Source organism: Ferruginibacter albus, from assembly GCF_020042285.1.
GTDB lineage: Bacteria > Bacteroidota > Bacteroidia > Chitinophagales > Chitinophagaceae > Ferruginibacter > Ferruginibacter albus.
In genome coordinates this window covers 1,826,301-1,840,908 of record NZ_CP083388.1, presented here as the reverse complement: position 1 = coordinate 1,840,908, position 14,608 = coordinate 1,826,301, and the positions used below count along the sequence as shown (strand labels likewise).

Genomic DNA, 14,608 nt, shown 5'->3' with positions numbered 1-14,608 from the left:
GTTACTATTACCATCGCATGACCACACCTAAATTTATAAATAATAAAAGCGTTTTTCATCAGGAACTCAAGAAACGCGTTAATCAATATTTTGAAGAACGTAATAAGCCTCAAACAGGAAATTTCAGCCTATATTTTAAAGCTATTTTTCTTTGTGCTACTTATTTTACTTTATGTATTCATGTAATCTTTTTTACACCTCCCGTTTTATTTGCCATTGTAGAGTGTTTGCTTTTAGGTATTCTCACTGCCGCAATTGGCTTCAATGTAATGCACGATGGGTCTCATGGTAGCTTTAGTAAAAACAAACACATTAATAAGATTGCGGCTATATCTATGAACTTTTTAGGAGCCAGCAGTATTATGTGGAGCATCAAGCATAATATCATTCACCATACTTATACAAATGTGGATGGTGTAGATGATGATATTGAAGCTCAACCGTGGTTACGTTTGTGCAAATCACAAAAGCGTTATAAGATGCACCGCTTTCAACATTATTACTTTTGGTTTTTATATACATTACTCCACATTTTATGGATATTTAAGACTGATTACGACAAGTATTTTAAATCAAAGGTTGGTGAAGTTTCTATCCGTAAATTAACCCTCAAAGAGCATTTAGGCTTTTGGGCTGCAAAGATCGGATACATCATTGGTATGATAATAGTTCCTATTTGTGTTGTAGGATTTGTTAAGTGGCTGGTAGGTTTTTTAATTATTACAATGAGCGCCGGGTTAATTTTAAGTATCGTGTTTCAACTGGCACATACGGTAGAACATACTCATTTTCCGTTACCCGTTGCCGATACTAACAAAATAGAAAACGAATGGGCAATTCATCAATTGGAAACTACTGCTAACTTTGCTACAAAGAATAAATGGATTTCGTGGTACGTTGGCGGGTTAAACTTCCAGATAGAACATCATTTATTTCCTAAAATATCTCACGTTCATTATCCTGCTATCAGTAAAATCATTCGCCAAACTTGTATTGACTTTGGAATTCAGTATATCGAATTTCCAAGAATGGTTCATGCGATTGCTTCGCACACATCTCATTTACGTAATTTAGGAAGGGCAGATTAATCAGGTCAATGAGGAATGTTTAATAGTGAAGCTTCTGTAAAGTTTTTTATAACGCTATGAATACAATTATCAATTATTGACTTATTCTTCAACATATTTTCACTATTCACCATTCACCATTCACCATCTTATTGTAAATTAGCTACTCAAATCAAAACGGATGTCTGAAGAAAAAAGCCTGAATTTTATAGAAGAAATTGTAGAAGAAGGAATCAACACAGGCAAATACAAAACAATACTTACCCGCTTTCCACCTGAACCTAATGGCTATTTACATATTGGCCATGCTAAAAGCATTTGTTTGAACTTTGGTTTAGGAATAAAATACGGCGGCAAAACCAATCTTCGATTTGATGATACCAATCCGGTAACAGAAGATACCGAATATGTTGACAGCATTAAAGAAGATGTTCGCTGGCTAGGCTTTAACTGGGCAAATGAATTTTATGCTTCTGATTACTTTGACGCATTATATACCCTTGCTGTAACACTTATCAAAAAAGGACTGGCATATGTAGATGATTCATCTGCAGAAGAAATAGCCGCATTAAAAGGTACCCCCACTGAACCGGGCAAAGAAAGCCCATACAGGAATAGAAGCATTGACGAAAACCTGCAGCTATTTGAAGAAATGAAGAATGGCAGGTATAAAGACGGGGAAAAAGTATTACGTGCAAAAGCAGATCTCACTTCTCCCAACATGCACATGCGGGATCCGTTGTTGTATCGTATCAAACATGCGCATCATCACCGTACGGGAGATAAATGGTGCATTTACCCGATGTATGATTTTGCACATGGACAAAGCGACAGTATCGAAAACATCACACACAGCATTTGCACCTTAGAGTTTGTTGCACACAGAGAATTATACAATTGGTTCATTGAAAAGCTGGAAATATTCCCTTCTCATCAGTATGAATTTGCCCGTTTGAACATGACCTATACGGTAATGAGTAAACGAAAACTATTACAATTGGTGAATGAAGGTTTTGTACAAAGCTGGGACGATCCACGTATGCCAACCATCAGTGGCTTACGTCGCCGTGGGTACACACCGGAAAGCATTCGTGACTTTTGTGACCGCATTGGTGTAGCTAAAAGAGATAATTTAATTGATGTCAGTTTATTGGAATTTTGTGTTAGAGAAGATCTGAATAAGATCGCTAAGCGTGTAATGGCAGTGTTGGATCCTGTAAAGTTGATCATCACTAATTATCCCGATAATCAAACAGAAGAATTTACAGCTGATTATAATACGCAAGCCGAAGATGCAGGTGGCACCCGTTCTATTCCATTCAGCAAAGAGCTATGGATAGAAAGAGAAGACTTTATGGAAGTACCTGCTAAAAAATGGTTTCGTTTAGCACCGGGCGCCATGGTGCGTTTAAAGAGCGCATACATTGTAAAATGCGAAAGCTTTACAAAAGATGAAAGCGGTAACATCACCGAAATTCATGCAACCTATATTCCTGAAAGTAAAAGTGGCAATGATACCAGTGGTATCACTGTTAAAGGAACCATTCACTGGGCAAGTGTACAGCACGCTTTAAGTGCGGAAGTACGTTTATACGAACGCTTATTTAAAGCCGAAGATCCCGGCAGCGAAGAGGGCGATTTTAAAGAATATATTAATCCCGATTCATTACAGGTTATCAGCAAGGCTTATGTAGAGCCTTCGCTTAAAATTGCAGATACAGCTACCCGCTATCAATTCATCCGCAAAGGATATTTCTGTTTAGATAAAGAAGCAACTGCCGACAAGCTGATCTTTAACCGAACCGTTACATTGAAAGATGCGTGGGCGAAGGAAGTAAAGAAGAGCTGAGCAAACAATGTTTAGTTGCAGCAGTCTCTTCCCTTTTTCTATATCATTCTCAAACGTTCTTCCTCCAGGTCTATTTGGTACAATTGTGTACGGATGATCTCTTCATCGATAGTAACATCTTTATTAAGCTTGGAAAGATATTGCCGCTGGCTTTCCAGCATCTCCAAAAAGATGGTTTTTATATTCTCATCCATCCAGCTATCATCAGAAGCTTTTGTTTTTTCTTCCCAGTGATGTAACAACTGTTGCATTCCATCATGTCCCTTCCATTCATTCTCATGCTTGTTCTTCAAAAACTCATAGCTATGATGTCGTAACTCTTTCTTAATGCGTTGCGATACTACTTCGCTATCATCCTCAGCAAATATTCCATCAAATAACCGACTTCGTTTTATAAAGGTCGGTAACGTAAGCCCTTGTACCAGCAATGTCAATAAGATCGCTATAAAAGTTATAAAGAGAATAAGATTCCTTTCAGGGAAAGCTGTACCATTATCCAATGTAACAGGAATTGCCAAAGCTGCTGCTAAGGATACCACTCCTCGCATTCCTGTCCACCCTAATAACAAAGGCATTAACAATCGTCGCCTTCGGGAAGAGGCATGCGGTATTACGCTCGGGCGAAAAATGATCGTTGCTACAAGAGCTGTATAGGCACTGATCATTCTTGCCAGTATCAAAATAAATGTTACCAATACGCCATACCCGATGGCTGTATGTAAAGGAGTACCATGCGCACGCAAGCCTTCTACAATTTCAGGAAGCTCCAACCCGATAATCAAGAACACGATACCGTTTAAAATAAATACAAAGCTCTCCCACACACTATATCCCTTAATACGACTGGTACTGTTTAAGAAGAATAATCTTTTGGAAGACATGAACAACCCGCCTGCTACTACCGCCAACACTCCGGAGCTATGCAATTGTTCCGCTACCCAATACATGCAATAGGGTTCTATGAGTGTAAAGGCTATATCCGATGGTGCATCTGTCGGCAACCATTTATGTGCTTTTACAAATATCCATGCCAATGCTAAGCCTATGGCTACTCCGCCAATGATCATCCATAAAAAACTAAGCGCCGCCTGCTGCCATATAAAATGCCCGGTGCTTACTGCTATCAACGCAAAACGAAAGATAATTAATGAAGAGGCATCGTTCAACAGGCTCTCTCCTTCCAATATTGCCGAGGTGGATTTAGGTATTCGCACAAATCTTGTAATAGCACCGGTACTTACTGCATCGGGCGGAGAAACAATGCCACCTAACAAAAACCCTAACGCCAATGTAAAGCCGGGGATAAAATGATTCACCACAATAGCCACCGTTAGCGCCGTAAAGAACACTACCAAAAAAGCAAAGCTGCTTATAATGCGCCACCACTTTTTCATTTCTTTAAAAGATACCGACCAGGCAGCCTCAAACAACAATGGCGGCAGGAAGATAAAAAAGATAAGGTCCGGGTTTATCTTAACCACCGGCAAGCCGGGAATAAAGCTTATCAACAACCCTGCTACCACCAATAATATCGGGTAAGCGATCCTTAGTTTGGATGCCCACATTTCCAATAATACCACCGTCGCGATCATTGCCAGTAAAAAAGGTAATAAAGTATGCATTCAATTAAGGTTGATGTTGAGAATGAAAGTATGTTCGTCGAATTTAGGATAAAAGTTTAAGAATGTTTACTGCTCTTAATATGAAAGAATGGTAAATAAGAAAAACAATTTAGCAGTTAGTTTTAATTAATGAGATGTCAGTCTGAGCACGGCAAAGAAGGGTTTTTTATAAAAACACTCTTTCGAAAATGAAAAATGTATTTAATTCAAAGTATTCGCCTCCTCAGTGGCCAGGCAATTTTTTCATTTTATACTCCTTTTAATTCGAATAGCATTAAAGCATCTTTTATGGAAAATTCCTGCCGTCAGCATCCTACAATAAAACCGATAATGAAAAGAGCTTTTATCAATTTCATTATTTTACCACTCCTCAGTACTAATGAGTCTGTCTCTAAAATGGATTTTAACTTCTATGCGGTGGACAGATCGTTCATTATAACCAATAAGAACTTAACTATCTTTAATAACCTGGCTGGCAGGCAAACCATACTATGGTCTAATGTCGCAACCATAAAATAATAATCCTGTAAAAATGAAAAAAACATTTTTAGCTTTTGTTGTAATTGTTATTTTATTAAGCTGTAAACAAAAAACAGGTATTGTGTTCCCTGCCCAATGGCAAAATGATACTTTACAACAAACCGCTAAGGCAAAAGCAAACATTGTAAATAATTTAGCGATTGACAACACCTATCAATTTGACAGTACCGCTATAGTGAGTGGTTGTGGGATGGTTGCGTTACAAAAAATCTCAAAAGACTATCGTTACGAGCTGATCATAGAGTTAATACTCGATAGTATTCCAAAATATAAACAGTTTAGTATTGTAGATTTTCGAGATCATATAAAAATCACTTTAAACCAATATTCTAAAGACAATAAATTGATCAATGACATTTGTACAGACACTCCGGTTTATAGTAAAGATCAGAAAGAACCAATAACATTTACTGCAATTGAAGGCTTAATGACTATTACTAATATTGATGGAAAGCATTCTCCTTTTAAAATATCCCTTACAACCAATAACCTTGTATTTCAGAATGCAGATAAAGAAACTTTTTTACTTCCTAAAGAAGAATTTAAAGATGTGTTAGTAGGTTGGTATGCAGGCTAACAATTTTTACTTACAGTATCCTAAGGTTGGATGCTATTTTATTGAACACACTTGTTTTTATCAGTATCGATGCTACAAAAGGCCGCCCTATGATCAACCGCTTAAAAGAAAAGAACAATATTTTTTTATCCCGTACTTCTTTTACTTCTTCCCACGGAATTAATATGGGTTTATGAAAGGCACGAAATATAAGTATCGGTCTTAAATAAAAACCTTCTTCATTATATTTTAAAACAAGACAATTATTATAATTAGCGTTATTAATACCGCCGAAATAATGCCGATCCTTGTACCAATAAAATCAGCAGGTGCAGGATAATTGGTGAACAGATCTGCCCACCCCATCTTTGAAATAATAAAACAAACCAACACCCACATACCAATAAAAAAGAAAGGAAAAAAGTATGCGAAACTAACCATGCCCTTGATCGATTTATTTTATAAACGTAAGATGAATATTGAACAGCCAATTCAATAGGTAAAAATTCTATCAGCCGGTAAGCCGGATTCTGTCGTGGGCTATCATTTATCTGGCTGTAACATTACTGGTACAGTCTTGCTGCCTACCCTCCAACATCAGGCGAGCAGCCCTCAAGCGTTGGTATACATGGCATTTCAGCACACAAGGTTTACCCGAAACTATTGTTACCAATAATTCCTGTGAGCTCTTACCTCACATTTTCACCCTCATCCCGAAGGACAGTTATTTTCTGTGGCACTTTCTTTCCGATCAGATCGGAACCGGCTGTTAACCGGTGTGTTGCTCTGTGCTGTCCGGACTTTCCTTTCCGATCTGCATCGGAACGATAGCCTGGCTGATAGAAATGTAAAATTAAATTATTCTTTCCTGAGTTAATAAGAAGCTTTAAACAATACTTTATCTGTAATTCTTTTATGTTACTTTTTTTGCGGAAAAAAAGTAACGCAAAAAAGCCGCCGACAAACGATGACGGCCCGTTTGTCGGTTGGTTCCCTGATGGAACTATTGTACTACTGTAAACTGTACTTCAGTAATTCTACTCTTAGATTTGAAGGAGTATATTTTTATATGACAGTCTTCAGTCTTCGACAAACTCAGACTGACAGACTACTATTTCTCAATACCGATCTATTCAACGCTAATTGTTGTAAATAAACTATGTTGCTCGCCGGGTTGCAACGTTATCATGTCGATGCCTTCGTAGGCATTTACCGCTTCTACACAAATAAAATGCTTGTGTCCGTTCTCTCCTATATCAGCTATGGTTTTTGCATTGGCTTCGCCGGGATTCCAAACCACGGTTACCTTGCTGCCGGTTTTTGCAACACGTATTTTACGATTCAGCCCTTTATCATAAATGATACAGTCAGCCGTAGTATTTACATAACGACGGTTCTCTTCTCTTACGATATTCAACAATGGTTCTTCCTGGCGTTTTAATTCTGTACCAAATGCTTCATAGTAAGTAGCAGTACGCAACCCATCAATGCTTATCTCATTTACATCGCTTACATTAAAATAAGTATGCAGTGCATCCGAATAAGTAAACGGCTTATTGTCAATATTGAGCACGCTTAAGGTTACCTGTAATTTTGCCCCTACCGTAACCGTTAGTCTTGCTATAAAACTGTAATTGAAATATGTTTTGGCAACATCGGGAGTATTTATTTCCAACTCTAGTTTAGTAGCACCGTCCGCCATTGATTCCACATTGGTAACTTCCCAATTAATTAATCGTGCAAAACCGTGTTGCGGAAAAGCAGACTCGCTTGCATGTGGTCCAAACCATGGAAAACATAAAGGAATACCACCCCGTATGGGCTTGCCTTCTTCAAACACACTTTTATCACTCATCCATAAAACCTCCTGCTGGTTGGCAGGTTGATAGTGCATTACGTGTGCGCCGTGAATAGACAGCACGGCTGTTGCCAACTCGTTAGAAATAGTTACGGTCTGCAGACCGCCTTTTCCGTTTGAAAAAACTACTTTGCCTGCAATGCCATATTTATTGTTTAATTGTTCAATGTTCATTTTATTGTTTTAAAAGATGACAAAATTAGCAGTTTATAGTCTATTCCTTTTTGTTTTTTCTACTTTTCGTAATTCTTCTCTGTTACTTTTTTTTCGCAAAAAAAGTAACCAAAAAAGCCGCCGACAAACGATGACGGCCCATTTTTTGGTTAGTTCCCTGATGAAACTTTTGTACTACTGTAAACTGTACTTTAGTAACTCTACTCTTAGAATGGAACAGTGTAATACTCTTGTTATTTATTTAGATAGAAATGCCGGTAATAAAAGAAATCCTTTCTTTCTATTTTCACCAACGGCTGTGGAGATGAATGTTTTGAAAATCAGAAACCCTCTTTTTAATAAGAAAAATAAATTTCCGTAGCGCCATATCCATAGTTAGGATGATATTGGTTAATAAAAGACCTTACCTCTTTTTTATTACGGAGAATATTGTGTATCTCATCTTTCAACTTTCCTATTCCGATACCATGTATCACTATCAGTGAAGGTTGATAATGGAATACAGCAAGGTCGTAATACTTTTCAAATTCTTTAAGCTGGATGGTTAGTATTTCAAAATTGCTGAGGTGTTTCCAATTGTCGGATAGTTTTTCAATATGCAGATCAACAACCCTTCTTGCGGGTGTAACGTGTTCCTTTATTCTTGATATATCATACAGCTTATATCCCTTTCCCGGCGGCATATCAGGGATTATTTCTTCTGTTTTAAAAGGATACTCTTTAAATATCTCATAAGTAAATGCAGCTTGATTCTTTACTTGCATCTCTTCTATCTTCTTAAATAATTGCTTTGCCTTAGGCTTTAAAGAATATTCGTAATAAGGCGCTTTTGTTTTATCCTCATTCACCAAAGAAAATTCAAAATCAAAACGAGGGTTATCATTCAGGTCTTCAAACTGTATATCATTCAAATAAAATTCTGCTAAAGGTTCTATTTGATTCCTTAATTGAAACTGGTTATCACCGCTGTAAAATAAGCTGTAATCAAAATGATAGGCTTCGTCTGTTTGGTTGATAAGGTACAGCTTGAACTTGTTGATCACATTATCATCAAATACATCTTTATCGTATACCGGTAAAAAAGAAAGGAACACCCCATCGCTTACTTTTTGTTTTACATTGCTTTTTTCTTTTTTAATGTTATCGATGTATTTTTTTACAGGAGCATCGTTCATTAACTTTTTTTCAGAGAACATTTTAAAGTAAGGAAAATCTACCTGGTCTTTATACACAGGAAAACGTATGCCTTTTACTTCTACCAATACCATATTATTATCAAGTTCTTCTATTACCTTACCTTCTTCATTGGTGGCCAAAATCAAAATGGTATCGCCGGGTTGATATTTCATTATACTACAAAAATAAAACACCCGGCATAAACCGGGTGCTTTTTAAAGTGGACTGTACTTATATTTAATTTTTCACTATGCGGGTGGTATAGATCTCTCCTGTACCTGTAAGATTCACAAACACGGCATAAACACCTTTAGATAAACCGGATACATCTTTCAATGGAGCAACCGATATTCCTTTTTGAATATTGATAGAATAAGATTGATATTGTCTTCCATCTGCACCAAAAATACGTACTGTTGCTATTTGTTGCTTTAAGGATGAAATGCTCAAGTCTACCTTATCTACAAAAGGATTTGGATAAATAGTTATGCCACTTTGCTGCTGATCATGGCTTAATGCCATTACCGGTGTGTAAGAAACATTGCCGGAAAGCTCTACTGCCCTGATACGATAATATATTTTACCATTAAGAGGTGTTGCATTGTCTGTGTATGAATATTTAGTATCGTTTGTTGCACTGATAGTAGCAACAGCCGCAAAATTCTTACCATCAACACTACGTTCAATTACATAAGCGGCAACATTTAACTGCTGTGCCACATTCCATTGTACCACTGCATTTGAAGAAGCATCTAGTAAAACATTAGTTGAAACAAAGGTAACAGGTAGAGGTCCGTTATCGCAAATGCCTATTCTTGTGGAATCACCCGGTATTAAAGTTAACGGGTTATCGGAAACAGCCACACCGCCTAATACTGTCGGTAACCCCGAAATATTAGAGGCTATATTGACTACAGGCGCGCCACTTAAATTGGTAAACAATGTATTCAACACAAAGCTTGTTTTGGTTCCTTGCCCGGCGTAAGGAATAGTAATTGGTGAAATATCAATTACATTATTAGTACCGCCATTGGCACTTGAAATAGTTACCACAGTGGATGCATCTGCAATACCTGATCCTGTTAATGTATTTTTAATATCTGCGGCAGATTGCGTAAAGCTGAAACGTTTTTCCAGGTCCAGGTGATACGCTGCATTGGTAATTACTTCTCCCCTGTTATTAATAAATGTTTCTGTAAAATTTATATTCGCCGTAGAACTTGTACTAGGTAAACAAATAGCAGGTATAGAGGCTGCCAATGTATGATCTATCCTGTAAGCACAACCGCAACCATCTGCAAAGCTATATGCAGAGCCGGTTCCCAAATTAGTGATCTGTGCGGTGGTTTTATTTACTAAATAAAAGCTGGCATCGGTTCCGTATAAGAACAGGTCTCCTTTGGCAGTAAAGAATAAACCATAACCTGTGGTTTTAAAACCGTCAACCGTTGTGAACTGCCCGATCTTTGTAGCAGCACCGGTCGTTTTATCAATTGTATATAAAGCTTCAGACGATGCGCCTGTTTCTCCGCAGCAATAATTAGTAGCGCCATACATGATACCTGTAGAAGGATCAATAGAGATATCAACAAAAAACAATTGTCCTCCTGCATTATCCGGCACCATTCCCGTATTGCCCACTAACACCGCATTACCGGTTGCAATATTTACTTTATAAATATCAGGAGAAGCACCTGCTACTGCTGTATTACTTATATAATAGTCGCCGTTTGCATCAAAGCATCCGGCATAAATATTTTGATCGCTGGTTACAAACGAAGGCAAATTGCCGATAGTAGTAACTTTTGCATTGGTATCAACTTTTATTAAGGACACAAAAGCATTGTTACTGTAGGTAATGCCATACATAAATCCATCAATAGGATTGATATCGGCTCCATTAAAACCTACATTGCCGGTTTTTCCCTGGAAAGAAGTGATGATGCTGCTTCCATTATAAATAACTTTATCAATGGATGTTGCTACGGTTGGGTCAGGTGCTGTTCCGTATGTAACATAGTAACTGCCTGTACATCCAAATGGGGCTACCGCCTGTGCAATCAGTTTGGGGTTGCTCACTATCAGCAATAGCGATGCAATGAGAAAACGTAGTTTCATGAATAAGTTTTGATGCGTTTAATAAGGGGATTCTTAGAGCACGGGAAAAGAACCTAATAGGTTAGAATGGTGTTAGTTGCAACAAAGATAGGGGGTAAAATGGTTGTTGCAAATATCACGGAAAAAAAATATTTGAACAACGTTTTTCCCGTTAACATCTGTTTTGCTTCATTTCATAATAAATTAATGTTTCATAGCCGATGTTATCTTACCTTAGCCTGCCTGTTCGCTAAAGAAAACATCTTGTCCCATTTACTCTTTGCATTTCTAACCATACAGAAGCACATTTCAATCATTTTATGAAAAAAGTAGTATTTATTGCGATCTTCCTCTTTGCCTCGTTATATTCCAAAAGATCTTTTGCATGGGGGAAAACCGGGCATGAGATCGTTCCGGAAATCGCATTTTATTACCTGGATAGCTCTGTTAAGAAGAATGTGCTTGAATACCTTGCCAATACTTCTATTGAGGATGCCGCCAACTGGATGGACAATAAACGGTCTGATGGAAGTTTTGATTATATGAAACCCTGGCATTACGTAGATTTTGAAAAAGGGACTTCCTATAATACCTGTAGCGATAACAATATTGTATGGGAATTACAGCATGTTCTTAGAGAATTATCGTACAAGAATACATTACCGGAAGAGGAAGTGCGGCTTGATCTTTTAATTCTTTTCCATTTAATAGGAGACCTTCACCAGCCTTTGCATTGCGGATACGCACAAGACCGGGGCGGCAATGATATTAAACTTACTTTCTTAACCATGCCTTCTAATCTTCACAAGGTTTGGGATGAGGGAATTATAGACAACCAGCACATCAGCATGCAAAGCTGCATTGCCTTCATGGAAAACGATTACAAGTTGGGCAAAATAAAAGAACTGGCAACTGCAGACTCTTTGAATGTTATTGACTGGCTGAATGACTCTCGTAGCTTGTTAGACAGTGTATACGATTTTAAAGACAATGATCTTACAATGGATTACTGCTTAAAGAACAAGGCAGTTATTCAAAAACAACTCTTCATTGCAGGAATACGACTGGCGGCAATATTGAAAAAATACTTTTCAAATGCACCGGCTATTCTTCCTAAAGAAATAATCAAAACACCTAAAGGCACTATAAGTGCAGATGATGCCATAAGTAATATCGGCAGCAAAAAAACAGTTTGTGGCAAAGTGTTTGGGGGCAAATATTTTCAAAAAGACAATGGCGGCGGTGTTACCCTGATCAATGTAGGAGCTCCCTATCCAAACAGCCCATTCACTATTGTGATTTTTGCAGATGACAGAAAAGGATTCAGTTATAAACCCGAAGAATTCTTAAACGGCAAAACTGTATGTGTGACTGGTACCATTAAAGAGTTTCATGGAAAGGCTGAAATAATCGTTTCGAGAGAAGGCGATATTGAAATACAATAATTGAAAATTATAAATCCAGATCCGGAAATTATACAGGTTATAGTTACTCGTTAAATATAATTGTACAACAGGTAACGTCTTTGTCTATCGTTTCAAAAAAAACAGTGGCATTTATTTTACGACTCAACTCATCTACTACTTGCAACCCTAACCCTTGCCATAATTGTTGAGAAGTTTGTGTTACTGTCAAAATATTTTGATAGTCCTTTTGAGTAAAGAGCTTTCCCCTGTTCTTAATTTGAATATAGTTAACAATACTATTGGCAGAAACATTACAGCTAATTGAAATAAACTCATTCTCCGGAGAAGCTTTAATGGCATTGTGCAATACGTTTCTCAATATTGCCAGTAAAAAATTTGCGTCCGTTTCTATAGTGATCAATTGATCGGATGCAATTTGATTATCTATCTGCAAATTCTTTTCTACGATCAAAGGCTTCATCAGGTTTATACATTGCGTTATTACAGTAGTTACATCTACCAACGACCTTACTGTAGTAAAAGATTGCATTTGGGTTTTACTCCAGGTCAGCAATGCTTCCATACTTTCCAATAAATTAGCTGCACCTAATTGAATTTGGCGATCGTATTCCAATCGTTTTTGTAAGGTTAATGTGGCGCCTTTTGCTTCCTGTAGTTTTAGTACATGATATAATTGTGAGATAGGCGAACGCAGATCATGGCTAACAATAGCAAACAATTTAGATTTAGTGTGGTTGGCTTCTTCTAATTGTTGATTCAATTTATTCAACTCTTCATTTTGCTTATCCAACTGGCGAGCTGTTTTCCGGATATTATGATAAAAGAAGATCAATAATCCAACTAAGCTCAACAAAATAACAATTCCTGAAAAAAGCCAGGTTCTTTGTTGTTGGTTATACTTAAGAAGAATATTCTGAGTATTGATTTCGTCCTGCTTTATCCTGTTTTGGTATTTATCTTCTGCATCAGAAGCGATATCACGCATATTTAAATAAATCAGACTATCCGAGATATCAAGCGCCTGTTTATTGTAAACCAAGATCGAATCGAAATTCCTTATGCCTTCATAACATTTTCTAATGCCCTGTAATAAAAACTGTTGCTCTTTTAAGTTTAAAAAACTTCTTACGGGCAATACAGATTTCAATATAGGTAACGCTTTTGTAAACTTTCCTTCCCGCAAATACAAAGAGCCTTCCAGCCACTTTACCTGATACCCTGCAATGGGGTCACTAAGATCTTTGCCATATTTTGCTCCTTCTTTTTGATACCCCCAATAACGTGACGGGTTTTTTCCAGGGCTAAAAAAGTTAACATTTGCCAAATTATTGTAGGCAAACATCAAATACAAATTAAAATTGTAACCGCTTGTACTCGCAAGATTTTCCAGGCTATCTTTATAACATCTTTTAATATCTTCTCTATTTGGAGATGAATAGGAATACAATGCCATGCCTGAATAATACAGCCCTAATGCACACACATTATTCTTAATCCAGTTGCGAGACTCTTTAATCAACGTCAATCCTTCTTTTACTTCGGTTTCTGTTGCTTTGGTATTTGTTCCATATAAATAATTCATAGTTGAATAAACATATCCCATCAGCATGTAGCAGTTACCTATATTGGCGGAATCTTCATTAGTACAAGTGCCCATACTATATTGCTTTATGGCACTGCGTAAATAGAATAAAGCCATTTGCTTTCGTTCTGAATTTATATAATACATACCCGTTGAATACATTAGCAAAGCCTGTGTTCGTGGAGATAAGTTATTGGTATCAACTACACTCATTATATTATACAGGCTATCTATTTCTTTCCTGTACAAACGACTACCTAAGAAATACAATCTGAATAAATTTTGTAATTGTGATACTTTCAAATTTTTGTCATTGGCTTTATTGGCTAACGTACATGCAATTTTTGCATAATAAATGCTTGAATCAAAATGAAATGAATAGACGTACGTATTGGAGATCACTCTATATAATTCTGAGTGTATAGCATAGTTTCTATCTGTCATAGAACTTGCAGTTGCCAATAGTTCATATCGATATTTTTCTTCCTGCTTAAGAGTAGCCTTTGTATCAAGTGCTAACAATGTAGTTGTATATGCCGGTTTATTATTTATAGAAGTTGTACATGAAAACATGTAAAAAGCAATAACAGCGGTGAGAGCAATGTATTGCAAAATCTTACGTTTCAAAACATTACTTTGTTTCATAACAAAGTGCAAATA

The 14,608-nt window shown here is 37.0% G+C and carries 11 protein-coding genes and 1 other RNA gene; 5 read left to right on the top strand and 7 right to left on the bottom strand.

All coding sequences use genetic code 11. The features are described from left to right. Positions 1 to 17: 17 nt before the first annotated feature. Positions 18 to 1,088, top strand: a complete 1,071-nt coding sequence (locus K9M53_RS08170) for a fatty acid desaturase family protein (protein ID WP_224019141.1) — start codon at positions 18 to 20, stop codon at positions 1,086 to 1,088. A 160-nt stretch (positions 1,089 to 1,248) separates the two neighbouring features. Next, complete coding sequence (locus tag K9M53_RS08165; RefSeq protein ID WP_224019140.1) at positions 1,249 to 2,916, top strand: glutamine--tRNA ligase/YqeY domain fusion protein; 1,668 nt, start codon at positions 1,249 to 1,251, stop codon at positions 2,914 to 2,916. A 38-nt stretch (positions 2,917 to 2,954) separates the two neighbouring features. Here the strand turns inward: K9M53_RS08165 and K9M53_RS08160 are convergent, their stop codons facing one another. Beyond that, the gene (locus tag K9M53_RS08160) at positions 2,955 to 4,538 is read right to left on the bottom strand and encodes a Na+/H+ antiporter (protein WP_224019139.1); all 1,584 of its coding nucleotides are present in this window, start codon (positions 4,536 to 4,538) and stop codon (positions 2,955 to 2,957) included. 288 nt (positions 4,539 to 4,826) lie between these two features. Between K9M53_RS08160 and K9M53_RS08155 the strand changes: the two genes are divergently transcribed. Both K9M53_RS08155 and K9M53_RS08150 read left to right on the top strand, forming a co-directional pair. Then, complete coding sequence (locus tag K9M53_RS08155) at positions 4,827 to 5,057, top strand: hypothetical protein (protein ID WP_224019138.1); 231 nt, start codon at positions 4,827 to 4,829, stop codon at positions 5,055 to 5,057. A 13-nt stretch (positions 5,058 to 5,070) separates the two neighbouring features. Further along, positions 5,071 to 5,655, top strand: a complete 585-nt coding sequence (locus tag K9M53_RS08150) for a hypothetical protein (RefSeq protein ID WP_224019137.1) — start codon at positions 5,071 to 5,073, stop codon at positions 5,653 to 5,655. A 228-nt stretch (positions 5,656 to 5,883) separates the two neighbouring features. Here the strand turns inward: K9M53_RS08150 and K9M53_RS08145 are convergent, their stop codons facing one another. The 5 genes from K9M53_RS08145 to K9M53_RS08125 all read right to left on the bottom strand — a co-directional run bounded on the left by K9M53_RS08145 (position 5,884) and on the right by K9M53_RS08125 (position 10,960). After that, complete coding sequence (locus K9M53_RS08145) at positions 5,884 to 6,075, bottom strand: hypothetical protein (RefSeq protein ID WP_224019136.1); 192 nt, start codon at positions 6,073 to 6,075, stop codon at positions 5,884 to 5,886. Between the two features lie 62 nt (positions 6,076 to 6,137). Continuing rightward, positions 6,138 to 6,478: RNase P RNA component class A (gene rnpB / locus K9M53_RS08140), an RNA gene on the bottom strand. A gap of 285 nt (positions 6,479 to 6,763) precedes the next feature. After that, the gene (locus tag K9M53_RS08135; protein ID WP_224019135.1) at positions 6,764 to 7,666 is read right to left on the bottom strand and encodes a D-hexose-6-phosphate mutarotase; all 903 of its coding nucleotides are present in this window, start codon (positions 7,664 to 7,666) and stop codon (positions 6,764 to 6,766) included. Between the two features lie 335 nt (positions 7,667 to 8,001). Beyond that, complete coding sequence (locus K9M53_RS08130) at positions 8,002 to 9,015, bottom strand: Smr/MutS family protein (protein ID WP_224019134.1); 1,014 nt, start codon at positions 9,013 to 9,015, stop codon at positions 8,002 to 8,004. 64 nt (positions 9,016 to 9,079) lie between these two features. Then, positions 9,080 to 10,960 (bottom strand): T9SS type A sorting domain-containing protein, encoded by a 1,881-nt coding sequence (locus K9M53_RS08125; RefSeq protein WP_224019133.1) that lies wholly within the window; start codon positions 10,958 to 10,960, stop codon positions 9,080 to 9,082. Between the two features lie 299 nt (positions 10,961 to 11,259). On the opposite strand from K9M53_RS08125, the gene K9M53_RS08120 reads away from it, so the two are divergent. Then, positions 11,260 to 12,384 carry a S1/P1 nuclease gene (locus K9M53_RS08120; RefSeq protein ID WP_224019132.1) on the top strand — a complete coding sequence of 375 codons (1,125 nt, stop codon included), beginning with the start codon at positions 11,260 to 11,262 and terminating at the stop codon, positions 12,382 to 12,384. 43 nt (positions 12,385 to 12,427) lie between these two features. Here the strand turns inward: K9M53_RS08120 and K9M53_RS08115 are convergent, their stop codons facing one another. Next, positions 12,428 to 14,575 (bottom strand): sensor histidine kinase, encoded by a 2,148-nt coding sequence (locus K9M53_RS08115; RefSeq protein WP_224019131.1) that lies wholly within the window; start codon positions 14,573 to 14,575, stop codon positions 12,428 to 12,430. Between the last annotated feature and the right edge of the window lie 33 nt (positions 14,576 to 14,608).

What these genes read in the sequence shown, in the direction of transcription:
- K9M53_RS08150 (WP_224019137.1), top strand. Translation starts at nt 5,071, where the DNA reads ATGAAAAAAACATTTTTAGCTTTTGTTGTAATTGTTATTTTATTAAGC.
- K9M53_RS08160 (WP_224019139.1), bottom strand. Translation starts at nt 4,538, where the DNA reads ATGCATACTTTATTACCTTTTTTACTGGCAATGATCGCGACGGTGGTA.
- K9M53_RS08145 (WP_224019136.1), bottom strand. Translation starts at nt 6,075, where the DNA reads ATGGTTAGTTTCGCATACTTTTTTCCTTTCTTTTTTATTGGTATGTGG.
- K9M53_RS08170 (WP_224019141.1), top strand. Translation starts at nt 18, where the DNA reads ATGACCACACCTAAATTTATAAATAATAAAAGCGTTTTTCATCAGGAA.
- K9M53_RS08125 (WP_224019133.1), bottom strand. Translation starts at nt 10,960, where the DNA reads ATGAAACTACGTTTTCTCATTGCATCGCTATTGCTGATAGTGAGCAAC.
- K9M53_RS08120 (WP_224019132.1), top strand. Translation starts at nt 11,260, where the DNA reads ATGAAAAAAGTAGTATTTATTGCGATCTTCCTCTTTGCCTCGTTATAT.
- K9M53_RS08135 (WP_224019135.1), bottom strand. Translation starts at nt 7,666, where the DNA reads ATGAACATTGAACAATTAAACAATAAATATGGCATTGCAGGCAAAGTA.
- K9M53_RS08155 (WP_224019138.1), top strand. Translation starts at nt 4,827, where the DNA reads ATGGAAAATTCCTGCCGTCAGCATCCTACAATAAAACCGATAATGAAA.
- K9M53_RS08165 (WP_224019140.1), top strand. Translation starts at nt 1,249, where the DNA reads ATGTCTGAAGAAAAAAGCCTGAATTTTATAGAAGAAATTGTAGAAGAA.
- K9M53_RS08130 (WP_224019134.1), bottom strand. Translation starts at nt 9,015, where the DNA reads ATGAAATATCAACCCGGCGATACCATTTTGATTTTGGCCACCAATGAA.